The sequence below is a fragment of the Hymenobacter swuensis DY53 genome (genome assembly GCF_000576555.1).
GTDB classification, from domain to species: Bacteria; Bacteroidota; Bacteroidia; order Cytophagales; family Hymenobacteraceae; genus Hymenobacter; species Hymenobacter swuensis.
Genome location: NZ_CP007145.1, coordinates 4,455,078 through 4,475,873, shown reverse-complemented (window position 1 = coordinate 4,475,873; position 20,796 = coordinate 4,455,078). Strand labels below are relative to the sequence as shown.

Genomic DNA, 20,796 nt, shown 5'->3' with positions numbered 1-20,796 from the left:
GAAGCCGAAAAGTCCACGCATTCTGTTCCCTATAAGCGACCTGATGGCCTCAACCTCACATTGTCGTATTATCACCCTCCCACATTCCCAAAGTACATTCCCATCACATTTTCCACATTCCAAGATCATGCGGCTGTACCTGATTGGCATGCCCGGGGCCGGCAAAACTACGCTGGGCCGCGCACTGGCTACGGCCTACGAAGTGCCGTTTCTGGACCTGGATGAGGAAATTGTGTGCCAGGAGCAGCGGAGCGTGTCGGAGATATTTGCCCAGGACGGGGAGGAGTACTTCCGGCAGCGCGAGGCCGATGTGCTGCGCGACGTGGTGGCCCGCTACCCGCAGGTGGTGCTGGCTACCGGCGGCGGCACTCCTTGCTTCCATCACAACCTGGAGGTATTGCTCGAAACCGGCCTGACGCTGTACCTAGCCGTACCGGTGGCGGAGCTGGTGCGCCGGCTGTTGGCCGTGGCGGCCAGTCGGCCGCTGCTGGCCGCCCTGCCCGACGCCGACGCCCTGGAAAGCCGCCTGCGTGAAACCTTAGCTGCCCGCCAACAGTTCTACGACCGCGCGCCGCTGTGCTGTGCAGCCCCTACCTGTTCCCTGGAGGCCGTGCAGCAACTGGTGGCCCGCTACTACCTCACCGCGTAATATATGAGGCTGCTGGCCCGGCATTTGCGCAAGCATCCGTATTTTTGCGCCTTCATCATCCCTGTATTGGTATGAATACCACTTCCGAAGCTCTGGAACCTGCCGTTAAAGTAACGGCGGTGAAAACCCCCGATGCCATCAAACCTAAGCACAAGGGCTCGGCCCGCCTGTTTGAAAACCCGGTGCTGGAGCGCCTTACGCACACCCACATTGCGGCCCCGCTGACCATCTTTTTTGCCGTGGCTGCCGTGAGCCTATATTACGGTCTGAGCCAGGGCCTGCTCACCGGCCTTTCGGCCTTTGGCCTGTTTCTGGGCGGCTGGCTGCTGTTTACGCTGGCCGAGTACCTGATGCACCGGTTCGTGTACCACATGGATGCCGATACGCCGCGCAAGGCTAAGTTCCAGTACACCATGCACGGGGTGCACCACGAGTTTCCGAAGGACGAAACCCGGCTGGCCATGCCGCCCATCCTGACGGTATTCGTTACCTCTTTGCTGTTTTTCATCTTCCGCTTCACGCTGGGCAACGCCGGGCTGGGTGTACTGGCGGGCTTTGTGTTCGGCTACGCGCTGTACCTGTTCGTGCATTACGCCATTCACGTGTACGCGCCGCCGAAGAACTTCCTGAAATTCTGGTGGCACCACCATGCCCAGCACCACTACCGCCAAGATGAAATTGCCTTTGGCGTGAGCACCACCCTCTGGGACCATATCATTGGCACCATGCCCAAGAAGAAATAGTATTTTTTAGATATGCTATATTTAATAAAAAGCCCCTTGTGAGAGGGGTTTTTTTTGTGCTGCTCCAGTAGTTAATTAGCTGTGAATTTGCGCGATGCTCAAAAAGCAATTGGATTCCTGCAGGGAAGAAGCGAGTTTTGTGTGAGCGTCGAAAAACTTGATTTTTCGACGTCCATGTCACTATCGTTCCCTTCAACTCTATGAAACAACGCTACTTTTTGCTGTGCGCTCTGCTCAGCGGCTTACTTGCTGAGCCTGCCGCCGCCCAGATCAGCCTGTCATCGGTAAATCCTTATACCGAGAACTTCAACTCCCTCAACGGCAAGACAGCCTTCGTCAGTAACTCTACCATTGGTGGGGTGTATATTGAATATGCGGGCTATCAGTCGGTGCCGTGTGCCGCTAATGATGGCTCTAATACAAGTGCTAACTTCTACCATTTTGGCGCAACCAATGAGGCTGATCGGGCACTAGGTGGTGTGGCTTCGTTTGCCACCAATGGTACTGGTTACGTGGCTATGCGTTTCAAGAATACCACGGGTACCAGCATCAAAAACCTGGGTGTATCTTTTGCCATTGAGCAGTGGTATAACTCCGGCCGCCAGGATCAGGCGCAGGTTTCCTTTGACTATCGGACCAGCACCAGCGCCATTACCTCAGTAGCTAGTGGCACCTGGACGAACGTATCGGCCCTGAATGTGGATGCGCCTTCCACAGCCACGGTTATCGATAACAAGAATGGTAATTCCTCCGCCAACCGCCGTACCCGCACGTACACCATCCAGAATCTGAACCTGGCCAATAATGCGGAGGTCATGTTGCGCTGGCGCTATGAACTCAACAACGCCACCAACGGCAACGGCCTGTCGGTGGATGATGTAACGGTGACTCCTGAAACGGACGTATTTTACTACAAAGGCACGGGCAACCTGAATACGCTGGCCAACTGGGCCCCTAACCGCAACGGCAGCGGCACCAGCCCCAACAACTTCACCACAGCCGGCCGGACGTACTACATTCTGTCGAATGTGACCGATGACCGGGTGTCAGCCAACTGGACCGTCAGCGGCAATAATTCCAAAATTGTGGTGGGTGATGGAGTTTCGGCGGCGTACCTGCTGATTCTGAACGGCGGCGGCAATGGCATTACGGGTACCGTAGACGTGCTGGATAATGCCACCCTGGATATTCAGCGCGGGAATGGTCAACTGCCCACTCTGGGCCGCATTGGCAATGAAAGCACCGTGAAGTACGTGCGTGATGGGAGCAATACGCCTCTGACCAGCAATAATTACGGCAACCTGATACTGGATGGTAGCAGCCCGAAAACCCTCACGGGAAATACCATTATCAATGGCGACCTGACCCTGAGTGGAACGTCTTATCTGGTGCTGGGTGACTATGATCTGACCATCATCCGGGGTGGCAAAATCAATGGTGGCGATAACAACGCTTTTATCCGCACGAATGGCGCAGGCGCGCTTAAGCAAACGGTGCTGGCAGATGGTATACCGGTAAAGTTCCCGGTAGGTATCGGTGCGGTCTACACACCGGCTTATCTTACCCAAACCGCCGCTCGGTCTGAAGATGTATTCAGTGTGCAGGTGCAGAGTGAGGTGTACCCGAGCTATAATGGCCACACGGGCAACGGCAATGCTACCCGTAACCGCAACGTTACGCGCACTTGGTTTGTGGAGGAAGAAGTAACCGGTAATTCCAACGCTACCCTGCAGTTGCAATGGCCCGCCACTGTGCAGCGCAATGATTTCGTGCCTGCTTCGGCCCGTCTGGAGCACTATAACACCACAACTAACAAGTGGGATGCGGGCATTGCAGTAACCGGTGCCAGCTCCTCCGATGGGGGTGCCACTTACGCTATCAGCCGCTCCGGCATCACCAGCTTTTCGCCTTTTGCGGTATCGTCGCGCGCTGGTGGGGTGTTGCCAGTGACGCTTACCAACTTCACTGCCCGCCGCGAACCAACGGGCGGGGTACTTTGTGAGTGGCAAACGGCTCAGGAAGTGAACAACGACCGTTTTATTATAGAAAGAAGCACCACCGGGCAGGATTTCCTGCCAATCGGTACCGTAAAAGGCACGGGGACCAGTTCTGTCAGCCAGCAGTACCAGTATAGTGATGCGCAGCCACCGGTACAAACTACCTATTACCGGTTGCGCCAACTAGATACGGATGGAACAGAGGCTTTTTCCTCCGTAGTAACGGTAGCTACCGTGTCGGGAACTGCCCCGGTAGTACTGACGCCTAACCCAGGCACAGGTCTGTATCAATTAGTACTGCCAGCGGCCAACTCAACGGTGCAGGCGGAAGTGCTGAATGTAATTGGAGCAAGAGTTCAATCCGTTGACTCAGATGGGCGCATTGACTTACAGCAGCAGCCAAACGGTGTGTATATCGTGCGTATTCGTACTGCCCAGGGCCTGAAAACAATACGATTGATCAAGCAGTAACCTGACACTACCGACAAACACAAGAACGGGCGGCTCCTGTCAGGAGCCGCCCGTTCTTGTGTTTGTCGGTAGTGTCAGGTTAGGAACGGCGGAATCGGTTCACCACAAACCAGATCAGCAGCACCAGCAGGAACACGCCCACGATGCCCGTCCAGGCCCCGGCTTTGAAGATGGTACCAATGGCGTCGCAGCTGCTCAGCGAGAAGGTCAGCAGCACCAGCAGGGCCGCGAAGAGGGGAAAACGGACGGTATTCATGGCAGGGAGAGAACGTAAAACCGGGGCTCCCGACTATTCGGGGCCTATTGGCGTGTACTGTGACCGTTCACAAAAGGTTGACGGGCCGCGTTTTTCGCGCGCATACCACAAACGTTTACAGAGTTTATTTTCGGGAATAGTACCGGTAAAGCGCGCCGGCCGGGCCGAGAGGAATCTATATTTGGTGCCATCAGGGCCGCCATTCATTGTCTTTCACCTCCGGCTATTGGGGTTCTGCCAACGCTGGAGCGGCCCTGCCGAACTACTGCCGTTTCTGATTGCGGCCGGTGCCTTTCCGGAACGGCTGCTTGTCTGCCCACTTTCTAACTTCCCACCCTTGTTGTTCCCTAAAAACGCCTCCGCTTTTTCCCGGCTGTCGGCCGTGGCCCTGCTGCCTGTTGCTTTGTTCAGTGCCTGCCAGAACAAGACCACCGCCACCGAGGCCACCGCCGCCGAAACTGCCGCGCCGGCTGCCGATTCTACCGGCCGCAAGTACCTGGCTCAGCCGCTCGTCAAGGACATCTATACCGCCGACCCTTCGGCCCACGTGTTCAACGGCAAAATCTACATCTACCCCTCGCACGACATTGAGACGGGGATGCCGGAGAACGACAACGGCGACCATTTCGCCATGCGCGACTACCACATCCTGTCGATGGACAGCATCGGGGGTAAGGTAACCGACCACGGCGTTGCCCTAGATACGAAGGATATTCCCTGGGCCGGCCGCCAGCTCTGGGCTCCGGACGCGGCCTACAAAAACGGCACCTACTACCTGTACTTTCCGCTCAAGGATAAGCAGGACGTGTTCCGCATCGGGGTAGCTACCAGCAAGTTGCCTACCGGTCCGTTCAAGGCTGAGGCGAAGCCCATGGAAGGCAGCCTCAGCATCGACCCGGCCGTGTTTACCGATACGGATGGTAAAACTTACCTGTACATGGGCGGCATCTGGGGCGGGCAGCTGCAGCGCTGGCGCAGCGGTAAATACGACGCCAGCAACCCCAAACTGCAGGAGCCCGGCCCCCAGGAAACGGCCTTGGGCCCCAAAATGGCCCGCCTCAGCGACGATATGTTGGGCTTCGCGGAGCCCGTGAAGGAAGTGCAGATTCTGGGGCAGGATGGCAAGCCCTTCCTCTCCGGCGACAACACCCACCGCTTCTTCGAGGGTGGCTGGTTGCACAAGTACGACGGCAAATACTACTTCTCCTATTCCACCGGCGACACCCACCTGCTGGTGTACGCCACCGGCACCTCGCCCTACGGCCCCTTCACTTACCAGGGCGTCATCATGAACCCGGTGGAAGGCTGGACCACCCACCACTCCATTGTGGAAGTCGGCGGCAAGTGGTACATCTTCTACCACGACACCCAGCTTTCGGGCAAAACCTGGCTGCGCAACGTGAAGGTCACCGAGCTCAGGCGTACCCCCGACGGCCGCATCGAAACCATTAACCCGTAAGTAGTCAGCAAGAAAAAAGCCCGTTATGCTCTGCACAACGGGCTTTTTTCTTGCTGACTAACAGCCTGCACTCCTCAGTCAAATACTCAGATATCCAGCTTGAAAAACTCGGCGTGGGCAAGCTGGGATTTGCCTTTCAAAGACGACTGGCGGATGACCAAGTCGCCGGTGATGACGAAGGTGCGGGGCTGGAAGGCCTCCTTCTGCTGCACCTGCTCCAGAAACAGCCGCGCCGCCTGCTGCCCGATGCGGTAGGGGTGCAGGTTCACGGTAGTCAGGCCGGGCTCAATCATCGAAGCCATGAACTCGTCGCCGAAACCAACCACGGCCACGTCCTCGGGCACCCGGATGTGGCGGGCTTTCAGGGCCACCAGCAGATCGAAGGCGTTGGTGTAGTTGACGGCGAAAATGGCGTCGGGCGGCTCGGGTAAGGCCAGCCAGGCATCCAAGGCCGCCACCGCCGATTCGGGCCGGAAGTTGATGTGGGCGCGCAGTTCGTTACGCAGCGGCAGCCCATGCTTGAGCAAGGCGCTCCGGTAGCCCGCCAGCCGGCTCTGGCTGATGAGCAGCCCTTCGGGACCGGCCAGAATAGCAATGTGGCGCGCACCCTGCTCAATGAGGTGTTCGGTCACGTTGAAGGCCCCGTTCCAGTCGTCGAGAATCACCTTGGCCGAATCCACTTCATTGCACACCCGATCAAAGTGTACAATGGGAATGCCGCGCGTGGCGGCCGGTTTTACGTGGTCGAAATTCTCGGTTTCTCGCGAGTGACAGATCAGCAGCCCATCCACGCGGCTCCCGATGAGGGCCTGCACGTTGCTGACTTCAATTTCGTAGGACTCCTTTGACTGGCAGATCATCACCCGGTAGCCGGCCTCGCCCACCACCTGCTGAATGCCGCTGACGGCGGTGGCAAAAAACGGCCGTTCAATGTCCGGGATTACCACCCCGATGGTCTTGGTCTCGCTGCTTTTCAGGCTCTGGGCCAACAGGTTGGGCTGGTAATCAAGCTGGCGCGCCACCTCCATAATGGCCCGGCGGGTGTTGATGTTGATATCGGAATGGCCATTGAGCGCCCTCGATACGGTGGAAGGAGCCACGCCCAGCTCCCGCGCCACGTCGCTGATGGTGGTTTGCCGCCGTTTCTTTTCCGGCACTACCACGCCCTTGTCGTCGGTGAAATGGTAGTTGCAGGCCTTGCAGTGGTAGCGCTGTCGCCCCCGGATGAAGCCCGCCCGCATGACCGAATCGGCCAGATGGCATTTGGTGCATTTGATCATAACCAGGAATTGAATTATTCCAAAGGTGAGCACATACTCGCTAAAACCCAAGGCTCTACCGTTTTTTTGTTTTACTGGATAATCTACGGAAAATATTTTGCTGAAACTACTGTCTGATTTACCTATCGGAAACGTTTTCGAAAACGTTTCCGATATTTTTTGTCGAGTTATGACGATCTGAGGCCGTTTTACGGCTTTCACCTATCGGCTAGGTTCTCCTATCTTCGGGAGTAAGTACTTGCTAACTGCCAGCAGGCTGAATGCAATGAAAACAGGTAGCTGGCTGATAGAGCTGGCTGTATAATTGAACTTTTTCAATCCAAACTCCTGCGTTTGCCATGCTGCACACCATGCGCTGGTTCGGGCCCCACGACCCGGTTTCGCTTCACTCCATCCGCCAGGCCGGCTGCGCCGGCGTGGTTACGGCTTTGCACCAGCTGCCCGTGGGCGCGGTGTGGCCCCAGGAAGAAATCCGGGCGCGTCAGCACCTGATTGAGGCCGACAACGCGCAGTACGCACCCTTGCACTGGGCCGTGGTGGAAAGCCTGCCGGTGCACGAGGACATCAAGAAAGGCCGTCCCGAGCGGGCGCAGTACATTGCCAACTACAAGGAGTCAGTGCGCAACCTGGCCGCTTGCGGCATCCGCACCGTGTGCTACAACTTTATGCCGGTGCTGGATTGGTCGCGCACCAACCTGAGCTACCAGATGCCCGACGGCTCCCGTGCGCTGCGCTTCGTGTGGCAGGATTTCGCGGTGTTTGACCTATGTATTCTGCGCCGCCCCAGCGCGGAGGCCGACTACGAGGCTGACGTGGCCGCCGCCGCCCGAGCCCAGTTCGCGGCCATGTCGGCGGAAGAAGTGGCCGGCCTCACCAATAACGTATTGCTTGGGTTGCCCGGCTCGGAGGAAGCCTTTGAGTTGGCCGATTTTCAGCGGGTGCTGGATGAGTACGCTGCCATTGACGCCGCCGCGCTGCGCAAAAACCTCTACCACTTCCTGCGGGAAGTGGGGCCGGTGGCCGAGGAAGTGGGCGTGAACCTGTGCATCCACCCCGACGACCCGCCGTTTCCGCTGCTGGGCCTGCCCCGCATCGTGAGCACCGAGGCCGACTTGATGGGGTTGCTCCAGGCCTACGATTCGCCCGCTAATGGCCTCACGTTCTGCACCGGCTCCCTAGGCGTGCGCCCCGATAACGACCTAGCCGGCATCGTGCGGCGGCTGGGCCACCGCATCCACTTCGTGCACCTGCGGGCCACCAAGCGCGAGGAAAACCCACGCAACTTCCACGAAGCTGACCACCTGACCGGCGACGTAGACATGTACGCCGTGGTGCAGGCGCTGGTACAGGAAGAGCTGCGCCGGGCCGCCAATGGCGAGGGAACGGCCAGCCTGCCCATGCGCCCCGACCACGGCCACCAGATGCTCGACGACCTGGAAAAGCGCACCTACCCCGGCTACTCCGCCATCGGAAGGCTGCGGGGGCTGGCCGAGCTGCGGGGCCTGGAGCTGGGCATCCGCCGGGCTTTGGCCGAAGCGCCGCCCGTGGCCGCCGACTACCGGGATATGACCGCCACCCGCTTCGTTTAACCGCTCCTTCCGCGCCTCCTGCCTTTCCCACCCATGCTGCTCCGGTCTTTTCTTCTGCTTCTGCTGATTATCGGGCTCCAAACCGGGGCGCGGGCCGATGATGGCTACCGTCTGTGGCTGAATTACGACCAACTGCCGGAAGAGGGGCTGCGCAAGGCGTGGCTGGCGCGGGCCAAGAACATCAACGTCGATAAAAATGGGGGACCCACCTTGCAAACCGCCGCCCACGAGCTGCAACTCGGGCTGCAAGGTTTGCTGGGACGCCCGGTGCCGTTAGGGGCGGCGCCGGGCGGCAGGGGTTCCATCCGGCTGCGGGTGGCCGCCGCGCCCGAGCTGGGCCGAGAAGGCTACCGCATCAGCAGCCAGAACGGCGCGCTGGAAATTACCGGCGCTACCGAGGTAGGTGTGCTCTACGGCTGCTTTGCCCTGCTGCGGCAAGTGCAAACCGGCCAGCTGCCCGATCAACTCAACCTCAGCAGCCAGCCCCGCATTCAGTACCGGATGCTCAACCACTGGGACAACCCCAATGGGACCGTGGAGCGCGGCTATGCGGGCTCCAGCATCTGGAAGTGGCTGGAATTGCCCGAGCGGATTGACCCACGCTACCAGGATTACGCTCGCGCCAACGCCTCCATCGGCCTCAATGGGGTGGTGCTGAATAACGTCAACGCTTCGGCCCGCTACCTCACGCCCGAGTACCTGCGCAAAGTGGCGGCCGTGGCCGGCGTGTTGCGCCCCTACGGCCAGCGGGTGTACCTCTCGGTACTCTGGGCAGCGCCCAAGGTAATCGGGGGCCTGAAAACCTCCGACCCGCTCGATCCGCAGGTGAAAGCCTGGTGGCAGGCCCGCACCAACGAAATCTACCGGGCCATTCCCGACTTCGGCGGTTTTCTGGTGAAGGCCAACTCCGAGGGCGAGCCCGGCCCCCAAGACTACGGCCGTAACCACGCCGATGGCGCCAACATGCTGGCCCAGGTCCTAGGCGGGCACGACGGCATTGTGATGTGGCGTGCCTTCGTGTACAAGGCCGGCAGTGGCGACCGGTTCAAACAGGCCTACGAAGAGTTCCAGCCGCTGGATGGCAAGTTTGCCGACAAGGTGCTGGTGCAGGTGAAAAACGGCCCGATTGACTTCCAGGCCCGGGAGCCGTTTCATCCGCTGTTCGGGGCCATGCCGCGCACGCCGCTGGTGCTGGAAGTGCAGCTCACCCAGGAGTACCTGGGTTTCGCGACGCACCTCGTGTACCTCGGCCCACTCATCAAGGAATGCCTGGACGCCGACACGCATAGCCAGGGACCCGGCTCCACGGTGGCCAGAGTAGTGGATGGCTCCCTCGAAAAGCACAGTATCAGCGGTATTGCCGGCGTGGCCAACATCGGCTCCGACCGCAACTGGACCGGCCACTTGGTGGGGCAGGCCAACTGGTACGCCTTCGGGCGGCTGGCCTGGGACCACACCCTGCGCTCTGAGGACGTTGCCCGGGAGTGGGCCCGCATGACCCTGACCCGGGAGCCCGCCGCGCTGGCCGCCGTGCTGCCGGTGCTCAACCAGTCGCGCAGCATTTACGTGCGCTACACCACGCCGCTGGGTTTGCACCACATCATGGGCCAGGATATTCACTACGGCCCCGAGCCCTGGCTGGCCCGCAGCGCCCGCCCCGACTGGACGGCCGTGTACTACCACAAAGCCGATGCCGCGGGCCTGGGTTTCGACCGCACCGCCACCGGCTCCGATGCCTTAGCGCTGTACGCGCCCGGCGCGCGGCAGCGCTGGGCCAGCCCCGCCACCTGCCCGCCCGACTACCTGCTCTGGTTTCACCACGTGGGCTGGGGGCAGCAGTTGAGCACCGGTCGCACCCTCTGGGACGAGCTGACCACCCGCTACTACACCGGCGCCGACTCGGTGCAGTGGATGCAGCGGCAGTGGGAGCAGGCCAAACCGGCCCTCGACCCGGCCCTGCACGCCGACGTGGCCGCTCGCCTGCGCATCCAGCACCGCGAGGCCCAGTGGTGGCGCGACGCCTGCGTGCTCTACTTCCAGACGTTTGCCCAGCGCCCGTTGCCACCCGGGCTGGCCCCGCCTACCCGCACGCTTCCAGAAATCAAAACCCTGGTGGATATCTACCAGCTCCGCTAACTCCCCGCCGCTTTTCCTTCGCTTTTTCGTATGGTTTCTCCTGATCCGCTTCTTTCCGCTGCTCACCCACAGGCCGCGCCGGCTCCGGCCAACCCGTTTTCCCTGGAGGGCAAGCTGGCCCTGGTAACGGGCGGCGGCACCGGCATCGGCCTCGAAATTGCCCGCTGCCTGAGCGTGGCCGGCGCGACGGTGGTTATCACCGGCCGCCGCGAATCTGTATTACAGGAAGCCGTGGCCGACCTCGGCCCCTCGGTGCACTACCTCACCAACGATGTGGGCGACCTGGCCCAGCTGGAAGAGTTGGTAGCGCACATCGAAACCACCTTCGGGCCGCTGGATATTCTGGTGAACAACGCCGGCATCAACATGAAGAAACCGGCGCTGGAAGTGACGGATGAGGACTTCAGCCGCATTCTGCACACCAACCTGAACGCCGTGTTTGCTCTCACCCGCGCCTGCGCCCGGCGCATGGTGGCCCGCAAAAGCGGCGTGATTCTGATGATTTCCTCGATGGCGGCCTACTATGGCATTGATAGGGTGGTGGCCTACGCCGCTTCTAAGTCGGCGGTGGAGGGCATGGTGAAGGTGCTGGCCTCGGAGTTTTCTAAGGACAACGTGCGCATCAACGCCATTGCCCCCGGCTTCATTGAAACGGAGATGAGCCGCACCGCCATGAACTCCGACCCCGAGCGGCGCGACCGGGCCATGCGCCGCACGCCCATGGGCAAGTTCGGCCAGCCCCAGGATATTGGCCACGCCGCCGTATTCCTGGCCTCTGAGGCCGCCCGCTACGTCACCGGGGTTTCACTGCCCGTGGATGGCGGCAATTCTATTGGCTTTTAAGGTCCGCTCCCACCGGGCCACCTGCATACTTCCCACAGTTCCAATTCCCATAGTCCCATGTTCACACCACTACGCAAAACGGCCCTAGGCCTGAGCTGGCCGCTCCTGACGGCCGTTGGCTTTCCCCTCGCCAGCTCGCTGCTGCTTACCAGCAGCGCGTTTGCCCAAACGGGGCAGACAATTTCCGGTAAGATTACCAGTCTGGATACCGGAGAAGGTCTGCCGGGCGTGACCATTATTCAGAAGGGAACCAGCAACGGCGTTTCCACTGCGGCCGATGGCAGCTTCGTTCTGACAGCGCCTCAGGGCAGCACGCTGGTGATCAGCGCCATTGGCTTCAACAGCCAGGAGGTACAGGTGTCCGGTAGCTCGCTGGCCATTCGTTTGGCTACCAATACCACGGCCCTCAACGAGGTGCAGGTAGTGGGCTACGGCACGCAAAAGAAAAGCCAGGTAACAGGCGCTATTTCGTCGGTAAACGAGCAGGCCCTGCGCGATGTGCCAGTGGCCAACATCGGGCAGGCCCTGCAGGGCCGGGCGGCGGGCGTTAACATCAGCAGCGCCAATACCACCCCCGGGCAGGCCCCGGTTATCCGCATCCGGGGCAACCGCTCCTTCGCCGGCTCCAACGACCCGCTGCTGGTGGTGGATGGTGTGCCCTTCGACGGCAGCCTGAACGACCTGAACCCCGACGACATTACCTCCCTGGAAGTGCTGAAAGACGCTTCCTCGACGGCCATCTACGGGGCTCGTGGCGCCAACGGCGTTATTCTCATTACTACCAAGCGCGGCAAGGCCGGCGCCCCGCGTGCTACGTACAGCGCCTACTACGGTGTGAAGAAGGCCTACGGCCAGTACGACCTGCAGAACGGGCAGGAGTACTTCAATTTCCGCTCGGAGGCCTTCCGGGCCGCTGGTCTGGACCCGAACACGGCCGCCGGCTTCCTCACCGACGACGAAAAGGCTAACCTCGCTGCCGGCCGCGACTTCGACTACCAGGACCTGCTGTACCAGAACGGCCGCATCCAGAACCACGCCCTGGGCCTGAGCGGCGGTACCGAGCAGACCCAGTACTCGGCTTCGCTGGGCTACTACGACGAAACGGCCATTGTGCCGGTGCAGAGCATCAAGCGTTACTCCCTGCGCGGCACCCTCGACCAGCAGATCGGCAAGCGGGTGAAGGTGGGTCTGAACACGCTCAATACCTTCACCCAGCAGAAAGACCCGGGCCTGAACAATATGTACAACATATTGACCTCTAGTCCGCTGGCCACGCCCTATAACCCCGATGGCACGCCCAAACTCTACCCCGTGGACGGCGAAACCGCGTACTCGAACCCGCTGACCAACTACATCGAGAACGGCCGCCTGGACCAGCGTCGGCGCATCCGCACGTTCAATAGCCTGTATGCCCAGGTAAACCTGCTCAAGGGGCTCGACTACCGCTTCAACCTGGGCTTAGATGCCCGCGCCGAGTTCAACGAGAACTTCGGCGCCAGCGGTACCACCATCCGCGGCAACCAGCAAAGCGCGGCGGGGCGCTCCACCAATACTGCGTTCAACCTGCTGGCCGAGAACCTGCTGCTGTATAACCGCACGTTTGCCGAAAAGCATGATGTGAACTTCACCGGCCTCTACAGCTGGCAGGGCTTCCGCAACGACGGCTTCGGCACCGGCGCCCAAAACCTGCTGGCCAACTACCAGCTGGCTTCCAACCTGGGCACCGGCACCCCCACCTCGGCTACCAGCTTCGAGGGGAAATGGGACATCATTTCCTACATGGGCCGCCTGAACTACGCCTACGACAACCGCTACTCCATCACGGCTACGGTGCGCGTGGATGGCTCCTCGCGCCTGTCGAGCAACATTTACCGGGCTTTCCCCTCGGCGGCCGTGGCCTGGAACCTGGCCAATGAGTCGTTTATGCAAAGCCAGGGCTGGATCAGCGGCCTAAAGCTGCGCGCCAGCTACGGTCGCACTGGCAGCACCGCCGTGAACCCCTACCAGACGCTGGGCTCCCTCGGCACCGGCCTGGGCAACGGCTACTACAACTTCGGCGCCACCGGGGTGGCGGGCGTGCGCCCGGCCAGCATTCCGAACCCCAACCTAGGCTGGGAATACACCGGCACCACCAACTTCGGCCTCGATTTCGGCTTCTTCAACAACCGTTTGAGTGGCTCGGTGGAGCTGTACCAGCAGCGCACCAACGACCTGCTGTTGCCCGACGCTCTGCCCACTTCCAGCGGCTACGGCTCGTTTACGCGCAACATCGGCAAAACCCAGAACCGTGGCCTGGAAGTGAGCCTGACCACGGTGAACGTGCGCACGGAAAGCGGCTTCGAGTGGTCGTCGGACTGGAACTTCACCCGCAACCGCGAGGAGGTGCTGGACCTGGGCCTGGGCAAGGATGAAAACGGCAACCAGCGCAGCGACATCAGCAACCAGCGCTTCATTGGCCAGCCGCTCTACGTGTTCTACGATTACAAATACGACGGCATCTGGCAGGCCAATGAGGCTGCCGGGGCTACCAAAGCCGGCACCAAAGTCGGACAGGTGAAGATTCAGGACCTGAACGGCAACGGCTTGGTAGACGCCGGCGACCGGCAGATCATCGGCTCGCGCCAGCCCAAGTTTGAGGCCGGCACCACGCAGCGCTTCCGCTTCAAGGGCTTCGACCTGAACGCGGTGGCCCTTACCCGGGTGGGCGCCACCATCATTGACCCGGTGCTGTATTCGCCCGCCTACTTCACCACTTACAGCGGCCGTCGCAACCAGGTAAACCTGCCGTACTGGACGCCCGCTACCCCGAATAACCGCTACCCGCAGCCCAACCAGAGCTACTTCGGTGACTTTGTGCCCAACGCGCAGTCATTGGCCTACCTGAGCGGCACCTTCATCAAGGTGCGCAGCATTGACCTGGGCTACACCCTGCCGCAGAGCTTGGTGAGTCGGGCCAAGATGAGCACGGCTCGTATCTATGTGCAGGTGCAGAACCCGCTGATCTGGTCGCCGGAAGAGTACTTCAAAAACAACAAGGCCATCGACCCCGATGCGCTGTCGTACTCCACGCGCTTCAGCGGCAGCACCTCCGTCAACAATGGTGTGGCCTTCGCCGAGGGCGACCTGAACAGCGGCGTGAATAACGGCCTGGCCGGCCGGGGCGTGAACTACCCCACTACCCGCGCCTTCATCGTGGGCATCAACGTGGGCTTCTAATTTCTTCCCTTAACTCTTCCGGCGCCCCGGCGCCTCTTTTCCTATGAAAAAGCTACTATTTACCGGCACAGCTCTGGCGTTGCTCATGGCTGCCACCAGCTGCGATAAGGACACCTTGGTGGAAGACCCCCGCTCGGTACTGGTACCCGGCTTCTTTGGTACCCCCGACGGCATTCAGGCCGGCCTGATAGGCGTGTACTCGGGTCTGCGCAACATCACCGCCGACCAAGGCGGCTCCAACTTCATGTCGCAGGGTACCGATGAGTTCATGCGCGGCTTCGGCACCTCCAACGGCTTCGAGGACTACAACGCGGGCGAGATGAGCTCCACCAACGGCACGGCTACCAACCTCTGGAACGCCTTCTATGGCAACATCAACACCGCCAACGGGGTGCTGCAGTACGCCGGTACGGTACAGGGGCTGGCCCCCGCCGCCGTGAACCAGATTGTGGCCGAAACCAAAGTGCTGCGCGCCTGGAACTACTTCTACCTGGTGCAGTCTTTCGGCGACGTGCCGCTGATGCTCAAATTTGTGGATACGCCCACCAAGGACATTGCGCGGGCCCCCCTGGCCGACGTGTATAACGCCATTGTAGCTGACCTGAACGATGCCCTGAACCCCACCACCGGCATTTCCAACACGGCAGCCCAGCCCGGCCGCGTAACGCGTGCCACGGCCCTGCACCTGCTGGCCAAAGTGCACCTGACCCGCGCCACCTCCACGGCCCGTGCCGCCGATGACTACACCAAGGCTGCCCAGTTTGCCGAAGAGCTGATTCGGGATGCCTCTAAGTACGGCAAGGGCCTGGAAACCGACCCGGCCCAGGTATTCGCCGAAGGCAATGAAAACGGCAAAGAGGTGCTGATGAACGTGCAGTTCAACGCCGACCCCGTGTTCACGGGCATTTCCGATAACGGGGCGGGCGGCGCCGGCCAGAACCAGACCAACTTCCTGTTCCGGGTGCGCTACGACCTGCTGCCGAATATGGCCCGTAGCATCCAGTATGGCCGTCCCTTCGGCCGCCTGGGCTCCACGCCCTACCTGCTCGACTCCTACAAGCTGGCCTCGGAAACCACCCCGCGCCAGTGGCGTACTACTGATACCCGCTACGCCAAGTGGTTTTCCACATTGTGGCTGGTGAACGGCATAGGTGGCAACAGTGGCACTGCCTTTAACCCCCGCGCCGTGGTAGGCGACACGGCCGCCTGGTACGCTGGCCGCGAGCTGACGGCCGCCGAGCAGGCTCGCATCAACAGCCGTCCTAACGGTCGCTACGTAGTGGGCACGCCCAGCACCTACACCACCAACTTCTCGCCCTACATCAACAAGTACGACGACGCCACCCGCGCAGCCGTCAACAACAGCTCTGACCGGCCGCTGATTTTTTACCGCCTGGCCGAAACCTACCTCATTGCGGCCGAGGCCAATATGTACCTGGGCCGTACCACTGAGGCCGTGAACCAGATCAATACCATCCGCCGCCGCGCCGCCGCGCCCGGCCGCACCGCGCAGATGGAAATTACGGCTGCGCAGCTCAACATCGACTTCATTCTGGAAGAGCGCACCCGCGAGCTGTGCGGTGAGTTTACGCGCTGGTACGACCTGGTGCGCACCGGCAAGCTGGTGGAGCGCGTGAAGCGCTACGTGCCGGCCTACGTGGGCTCCAAACCCTCGCCCATCCCCGGTGGCACCGACCAGTACGGCTCCAACGCGGCCCGCAACATTCAGGCCTTCCACGTGCTGCGCCCCATTCCGCAGCAGGAAATTGACCGCACCAGCGGCAAAATCACCCAGAATACCGGCTACTAAATCCGGTTCGGACAACGGGGCCTCCTTTCTCCGGGAGGGAGGCCCCAGCGCCGTGCCGTGGCTTTTGCTTCTTCGTCTTACCCGCTTCCCGCCCTCCGATGCCTCACTCGCTCCCGCTTATCCCATGGTTCCGTTCCGCGCTGCTGACGGCTGGCCTACTGGCCGCTGTCAATGGCGCTACGGCCCAGGTGCGCCTGCCGCGCCTGGTAAGCAATGGCATGGTGCTTCAGCGTGATGCTCCGGTGCGCGTGTGGGGCTGGGCCGCAAAAGGAGAGAAGGTGAACGTGGCCTTCCAGGGCAAAACATACCAGGCCACTACCGGCCCTGATGGGCAATGGCGCGTGACGCTGCCGGCCATGAAGGCGGGCGGCCCCTACGAGTTGAATATTAAGGCCAGCAACGAGTTGAGCGTGAAGGATATTCTGGTGGGTGACGTGTGGCTGCTCTCGGGCCAGTCGAACATGGAAACGCCCATGAGCCGCCTGCGCGACAAGTACCCGGCCGTTATTGCGGCGGCCGCCAACCCCCAGATCCGGCAGTTTGAGGTGCCCCTGACTTACGCCTTCCAGAAGCCCCGGGCCGATGTGACGGGCGGCAAGTGGGTGGCGGCCGATCCGCAGACGGTGCTGCAGTTCTCGGGCGTGGGCTACTTCTTCGCCCGGGAAATCAACGCCAAGTACCAGGTGCCGGTGGGCCTGATCAAGGACGCCGTGGGCGGCTCGCCGGCCGAAGCCTGGCTGAGCGCCGCCGCCCTGCGCCAGTTCCCCACTTACGAGCAGCAGGGTGCCAAATACAAAGACAGCCTGCTGGTAGCCAGCACCCGGCAGCGTGAAAGCGCCGCCGTGGCCGACTGGTACCGGAAGCTGTATCAAACCGACCAGGGCGAGGCCCCGGGCCAGCCGAAATGGTCAGCCCCCGGCTACGACGCCAGCGCCTGGGCCACCATGAGCGTGCCCGGCTACTGGGCCGGCCAGACGCCCCTCGGCCCCGTGAACGGCGTGGTCTGGTTCCGTAAGGAAGTGGACGTGCCCGCCGCCATGGCAGGGCAGCCCGCCCGCCTGGAGTTGGGTACGCTGGTCGATGCCGACTCCACCTACATCAACGGGCAGCTGGTGGGCACTACCGGCTACCAGTATCCGCCCCGCAAGTACGAGGTGAAGCCCGGCGTGCTGAAGGCGGGCAAGAACGTGGTAACGGTGCGCCTCATCAGCAACGGCGGGCGCGGCGGCTTTACGCTGGATAAGAACTACCAGCTCACGGCCGGCGGCCAGACGCTGGATTTGCGCGGGCCCTGGCAGTACAAGCTGGGCGCTACCATGCCGCCCACGCCCGGCACCACCACGTTTCAGTACCAGCCCGGCGGCCTGTTCAACGGCATGATTGCACCCGTGCTGCCCTACGCCATCAAGGGTGTGCTCTGGTACCAGGGCGAAAGCAACACTGGCCGCCCCCAGGACTACCAGGCCCTCATGACCAGCCTGATTGCCGATTGGCGCACTTATTTCCAGCAGCCCAAGCTGCCCTTCTTGTACGTGCAGCTGGCCAACTTCATGGCCGTGAAGCCGGAGCCTGGCGAGAGTGGCTGGGCCGCCGTGCGCGACGCCCAGCGCCGCACCCTGGCCGTACCCCACACCGGCATGGCCGTAATTACCGACGTCGGCGAGTGGAACGACATTCACCCCCTGGATAAGCAGACTCCCGGCCACCGCCTGGCCCTGGCCGCCCAAAAAGTAGCCTACGGCGACGCCAAAGTGGTTTCCTCGGGCCCTCTGTACCAGGAAATGCAGGTAACCGGCAACAAAGCCAGCCTCAGCTTCGGCAGTATCGGGGGCGGTTTGGTGGCCAAGGGCGGCGGCTCGCTCAAGGGCTTCGCCGTGGCCGGTCCCGACAAGAAATTCGTGTGGGCCGAGGCCCGGATTGAGGGTAAGAAAGTGGTGGTCTGGAGCAACAAGGTGCCCGTGCCTGCCGTGGTGCGCTACGCCTGGGCCGATAACCCCGAAGGCGCCAACCTCTACAACCGGGAAGGCCTGCCCGCCTCACCCTTCTCTACCGAGCCCGACCCGGCCGCCGGGGCCACAGGCCGCCGGTAACGCTTCATTTATACTCCTTCTCTCATGTCCTTTTTCGCTCCGCAGTTGTGCAGGAAACGTCTGGTAAGTGTGGCCATGCTGCTGGGGCTGCGGTTTGCGGCGTATGCCCAGCCCGCGGCGGCCCCGGTGCGCTACCTCGACCCCAGCCAGCCGCTGAATGTGCGGGTGCAGGACTTGCTGGGCCGGCTCACGCTGGCGGAAAAGGCCGACCAGATGATGTACAACAGCCAAGCCATCGGGCGGCTGGACATTCCGGCCTACAACTGGTGGAACGAGGCCCTGCACGGCGTAGGCCGGGCGGGCGCGGCCACCGTGTTTCCGCAGGCCATTGGGCTGGGAGCCACGTTTGATGAGGACCTAGCATTGCGCGTGTCCACGGCCATTTCCGACGAGGCGCGGGCCATGTACAACGCGGCCGTGGCCAAGGGCTACCGCCAGCAGTACAGCGGCCTCACGTTCTGGACGCCCAACATCAACATCTTCCGCGACCCGCGCTGGGGCCGGGGTCAGGAAACCTACGGCGAAGACCCTACCCTCACCGGCCGCCTGGGCGTGGCCTTCGTGCAGGGATTGCAGGGCAACGACCCGCGCTACCTCAAAACCGCCGCCTGCGCCAAGCACTTCGCCGTGCACAGCGGCCCCGAGAAACTGCGTCACGAGTTTAACGCCGTGGCCTCGCCCCAGGACTTACAGGAGACCTACCTGCCCGCGTTCAAACAGCTCGTCGATGCCAAGGTAGAAGCCGTGATGTGCGCCTACAACGCCACCAACGGCGAGCCGTGCTGCGGTAACCAGTACCTGCTGCAGGATGTGCTGCGCAAGCAGTGGGGCTTCCGGGGCCACGTGGTGTCCGACTGCTGGGCGCTGGTGGACTTCTACCAGGGCCACAAAGTGGTAAAAACGCCCGCCGAAGCCGCCGCGTTGGCGCTGGAGCGGGGCGTGAACCTGAACTGCGGCAGCGTGTACCCCTTCCTGCCCGAAGCCGTGCAGAAAGGCCTCACCACCGAAGCGAAAATCGACAGTTCCCTGGCCGTGCTGCTGCGCACCAAGTTCCGGCTGGGTCTGTTCGATCCGCAGGGTAGCACGCCGTTCGATAAGCTTACACCCGCCGTCATCAACAGCCCCGCGCACCGTGCTTTGGCCCGCGAAGCGGCCCAGAAGTCGATTGTGCTGCTCAAGAACAACGGCGTGCTGCCGCTGCGCAACGACCTGGCCAAGTACTTCGTGACCGGCCCCAACGCCGCCAACCTCGATGCGCTGCTGGGCAACTACTACGGCGTGAACCCGGAAATGAAAACCGTGCTGGAAGGCCTGGTAGGCGGCGTAAGCCCCGCCAGCCAGGTGCAGTACCGCCCCGGCGCCCTGCTCGACCGGCCCAACCAGAACGGCGTTGACTGGGTGAGCGGCACGGCGCGCGGGGTAGATGCCACCTTCGTGGTGCTGGGCATCAACGGGCTGCTGGAAGGGGAGGAAGGCGAATCTATTGCTTCCCCTTCGTTCGGCGACCGGCTCGACTACAACCTGCCCCAGAACCAGCTGGATTTCCTGCGCAAGCTGCGCGAAAAGAACCCCAAGCCCATTGTGGCCATCATCACCGGCGGCTCGCCCATGAACCTGAGCGAGGTACACGAGCTCTGCGACGCCGTGGTGCTGGCCTGGTACCCCGGCGAGGAAGGCGGCAACGCCATTGCCGACGTGGTATTCGGCAAGGTGTCGCCCTCAGGCAAGCTGCCCATCACCTTCCCCAAAAGCCTCGACCAGCTGCCAGCCTACGAAAACTATAGCATGGCCGGCCGCACTTACCGCTACATGGCCCAGGAGCCGATGTACCCCTTCGGCTACGGCCTGAGCTACGCCAAATTCGAGTATTCCAACCTGAAGCTGCCTAAGAAGGCGGCCCGCAACCAGTCCGTGGAGGTAGAGGCCACCGTGCGCAACACCGGTAAAATGGCCGGCGAGGAAGTAGTGCAGCTCTACCTGACGCACCCGCCGCGCCCGGACCGGCAGGTGCCGCTCTACGCCCTCAAAAACTTCCGCCGCGTGCTGTTGCAGCCGGGCGCCAGCACCACCGTGCGCTTCACGCTCACGCCCGCCGAGCTGGCCCTGATTGACGAACAGGGCAAATCGGTGCCGGCCGCCGGGGCCGTTACAGTCTGGGTGGGCGGCGCGCTGCCGGGCGCGCGGAGTACGGTACTGGGTGCCAGCCCGGCCGCGCAGGCAGTTCTCGCCATTCGCTAATGCCAGTTCTTCCTTACCC

At 61.8% G+C, this 20,796-nt stretch carries 13 protein-coding genes; 11 read left to right on the top strand and 2 right to left on the bottom strand.

The genetic code is table 11. The annotated features are described in order from the left end of the window. Positions 1-127 precede the first annotated feature (127 nt). The 3 genes from HSW_RS20485 to HSW_RS20475 all read left to right on the top strand — a co-directional run bounded on the left by HSW_RS20485 (position 128) and on the right by HSW_RS20475 (position 3,860). The gene (locus tag HSW_RS20485) at positions 128-649 is read left to right on the top strand and encodes a shikimate kinase (protein WP_052346692.1); all 522 of its coding nucleotides are present in this window, start codon (positions 128-130) and stop codon (positions 647-649) included. Positions 650-720: 71 nt separating this feature from the next. Continuing rightward, positions 721-1,392: a sterol desaturase family protein gene (locus HSW_RS20480; protein WP_081768530.1), complete on the top strand. Its 672-nt coding sequence runs from the start codon at positions 721-723 to the stop codon at positions 1,390-1,392. Between the two features lie 200 nt (positions 1,393-1,592). After that, positions 1,593-3,860, top strand: coding sequence for a T9SS type A sorting domain-containing protein (locus HSW_RS20475; protein WP_044003580.1), 2,268 nt, complete (start codon positions 1,593-1,595; stop codon positions 3,858-3,860). Between the two features lie 79 nt (positions 3,861-3,939). On the opposite strand, the gene HSW_RS24620 is transcribed toward HSW_RS20475, so the two are convergent. Continuing rightward, positions 3,940-4,116, bottom strand: a complete 177-nt coding sequence (locus HSW_RS24620) for a hypothetical protein (RefSeq protein ID WP_197031920.1) — start codon at positions 4,114-4,116, stop codon at positions 3,940-3,942. A gap of 403 nt (positions 4,117-4,519) precedes the next feature. Here HSW_RS24620 and HSW_RS20470 point away from each other — a divergent pair, with 403 nt between their 5' ends. Then, positions 4,520-5,575 carry a glycoside hydrolase family 43 protein gene (locus HSW_RS20470; protein ID WP_394332390.1) on the top strand — a complete coding sequence of 352 codons (1,056 nt, stop codon included), beginning with the start codon at positions 4,520-4,522 and terminating at the stop codon, positions 5,573-5,575. Between the two features lie 86 nt (positions 5,576-5,661). Here the strand turns inward: HSW_RS20470 and HSW_RS20465 are convergent, their stop codons facing one another. Then, positions 5,662-6,855, bottom strand: a complete 1,194-nt coding sequence (locus tag HSW_RS20465; protein ID WP_052346691.1) for a substrate-binding domain-containing protein — start codon at positions 6,853-6,855, stop codon at positions 5,662-5,664. A gap of 338 nt (positions 6,856-7,193) precedes the next feature. On the opposite strand from HSW_RS20465, the gene uxuA reads away from it, so the two are divergent. The 7 genes from uxuA (at position 7,194) to HSW_RS20430 (ending at position 20,777) form a co-directional block, all read left to right on the top strand. Then, positions 7,194-8,444: a mannonate dehydratase gene (gene uxuA, locus HSW_RS20460; RefSeq protein WP_044003578.1), complete on the top strand. Its 1,251-nt coding sequence runs from the start codon at positions 7,194-7,196 to the stop codon at positions 8,442-8,444. Between the two features lie 33 nt (positions 8,445-8,477). After that, complete coding sequence (locus HSW_RS20455; protein WP_044003577.1) at positions 8,478-10,580, top strand: alpha-glucuronidase family glycosyl hydrolase; 2,103 nt, start codon at positions 8,478-8,480, stop codon at positions 10,578-10,580. A 30-nt stretch (positions 10,581-10,610) separates the two neighbouring features. Next, positions 10,611-11,423, top strand: coding sequence for an SDR family NAD(P)-dependent oxidoreductase (locus HSW_RS20450; protein ID WP_081768528.1), 813 nt, complete (start codon positions 10,611-10,613; stop codon positions 11,421-11,423). A gap of 57 nt (positions 11,424-11,480) precedes the next feature. Then, positions 11,481-14,639, top strand: a complete 3,159-nt coding sequence (locus HSW_RS20445; protein ID WP_052346690.1) for a SusC/RagA family TonB-linked outer membrane protein — start codon at positions 11,481-11,483, stop codon at positions 14,637-14,639. Between the two features lie 43 nt (positions 14,640-14,682). Beyond that, on the top strand, positions 14,683-16,449 hold the full coding sequence (locus HSW_RS20440; RefSeq protein WP_044003576.1) for a RagB/SusD family nutrient uptake outer membrane protein: 1,767 nt from the start codon (positions 14,683-14,685) through the stop codon (positions 16,447-16,449). Between the two features lie 98 nt (positions 16,450-16,547). After that, positions 16,548-18,539, top strand: coding sequence for a sialate O-acetylesterase (locus tag HSW_RS20435; protein WP_081768527.1), 1,992 nt, complete (start codon positions 16,548-16,550; stop codon positions 18,537-18,539). Positions 18,540-18,563: 24 nt separating this feature from the next. Next, positions 18,564-20,777, top strand: coding sequence for a glycoside hydrolase family 3 N-terminal domain-containing protein (locus HSW_RS20430; RefSeq protein WP_231501328.1), 2,214 nt, complete (start codon positions 18,564-18,566; stop codon positions 20,775-20,777). Positions 20,778-20,796 lie beyond the last annotated feature (19 nt).

What these genes read in the sequence shown, in the direction of transcription:
- HSW_RS20445 (WP_052346690.1), top strand. Translation starts at nt 11,481, where the DNA reads ATGTTCACACCACTACGCAAAACGGCCCTAGGCCTGAGCTGGCCGCTC.
- HSW_RS20430 (WP_231501328.1), top strand. Translation starts at nt 18,564, where the DNA reads ATGTCCTTTTTCGCTCCGCAGTTGTGCAGGAAACGTCTGGTAAGTGTG.
- uxuA (WP_044003578.1), top strand. Translation starts at nt 7,194, where the DNA reads ATGCTGCACACCATGCGCTGGTTCGGGCCCCACGACCCGGTTTCGCTT.
- HSW_RS20485 (WP_052346692.1), top strand. Translation starts at nt 128, where the DNA reads ATGCGGCTGTACCTGATTGGCATGCCCGGGGCCGGCAAAACTACGCTG.
- HSW_RS20455 (WP_044003577.1), top strand. Translation starts at nt 8,478, where the DNA reads ATGCTGCTCCGGTCTTTTCTTCTGCTTCTGCTGATTATCGGGCTCCAA.
- HSW_RS20440 (WP_044003576.1), top strand. Translation starts at nt 14,683, where the DNA reads ATGAAAAAGCTACTATTTACCGGCACAGCTCTGGCGTTGCTCATGGCT.
- HSW_RS20480 (WP_081768530.1), top strand. Translation starts at nt 721, where the DNA reads ATGAATACCACTTCCGAAGCTCTGGAACCTGCCGTTAAAGTAACGGCG.
- HSW_RS20435 (WP_081768527.1), top strand. Translation starts at nt 16,548, where the DNA reads ATGCCTCACTCGCTCCCGCTTATCCCATGGTTCCGTTCCGCGCTGCTG.
- HSW_RS20475 (WP_044003580.1), top strand. Translation starts at nt 1,593, where the DNA reads ATGAAACAACGCTACTTTTTGCTGTGCGCTCTGCTCAGCGGCTTACTT.
- HSW_RS20450 (WP_081768528.1), top strand. Translation starts at nt 10,611, where the DNA reads ATGGTTTCTCCTGATCCGCTTCTTTCCGCTGCTCACCCACAGGCCGCG.
- HSW_RS20465 (WP_052346691.1), bottom strand. Translation starts at nt 6,855, where the DNA reads ATGATCAAATGCACCAAATGCCATCTGGCCGATTCGGTCATGCGGGCG.
- HSW_RS24620 (WP_197031920.1), bottom strand. Translation starts at nt 4,116, where the DNA reads ATGAATACCGTCCGTTTTCCCCTCTTCGCGGCCCTGCTGGTGCTGCTG.